At 62.1% G+C, this 802-nt stretch carries 1 pseudogene; it reads right to left on the bottom strand.

Annotation, left to right across the window (positions count from 1 at the left end):
• A pseudogene (locus tag B1964_RS29670) lies at positions 1-652 on the bottom strand (HNH endonuclease); the annotation flags it as partial.
• Between the last annotated feature and the right edge of the window lie 150 nt (positions 653-802).

The following is an 802-nucleotide window of genomic DNA, read 5'->3' as shown; positions in this document are numbered from 1 at the left end:
TTTTCTCCCCCGCGATGATGTCGAGGTTCGCCGAGATCTCCAACCGGCCGTCGTCGGTGATGCGGTCGCGGTAGGAGTTGATCGACTTGTCCTCCGCGGCCGGTAAGCCACCGGGTGTCTCGGCCGCCAGCTCGTTCCCCAGCTGCCGCGCGTAGAGGTTGATCTCGGCGGGGGTGAATCCGGCGAAGTAGTGCGACAGCAGCTTCCGCAGGTATTCACACCGTTGCACGGTGTCGACGGGTTCGGGGCATCGGGTGTCGATGTGCGCCAATCCGCGGACGATGGCATCGGTGTGTTCGGACGAGATGGACCCATCCGCCGCGTGCGCCAACAACAGATCCACATCGGTGGTGGCGGCAACCCGCACATATCGCGAAGCGACGGCGGGTGCGCAACCCATGCTGATCAACAACTCGCGCAGCCGGGTCGTCTTGTGATCGGCCACTCCCAGCCGGTCCATTTCACCGGTGAGGGTGGTCGCGTGATGATCAACCAGGTTCCGCAACAACAGGACTTGCTTCATCGCACCGAAGGCCTGGGGTCCGGTCATGTCCGGATTCCATTGCAGGTCGCTGAGTCGGGTGACGATGTCGGCGAAAACTGCTTCGGCGTCGACAGTTCCAGCGTCGAGAGCTTCAGTGGTGTCGATCATGGCCCCTCCCCGGTCGCTGATCGGTGTGATGGGTCCACTCTACTCGAACATGTGGATTAGGGCAAGTGTGTTCGATGGTTCTGTGGGGGGAAATATGCTTGTGGACAACGGGTTTCGGGGGTGGGCTGGCGGCAGTTTTCTGTCGGTGGG

This window comes from Gordonia sp. i37 (assembly GCF_002043085.1).
In the GTDB taxonomy this organism is placed as follows: Bacteria; Actinomycetota; Actinomycetes; order Mycobacteriales; family Mycobacteriaceae; genus Gordonia; species Gordonia polyisoprenivorans.
This window is presented reverse-complemented; position numbering and strand designations above follow the sequence as displayed.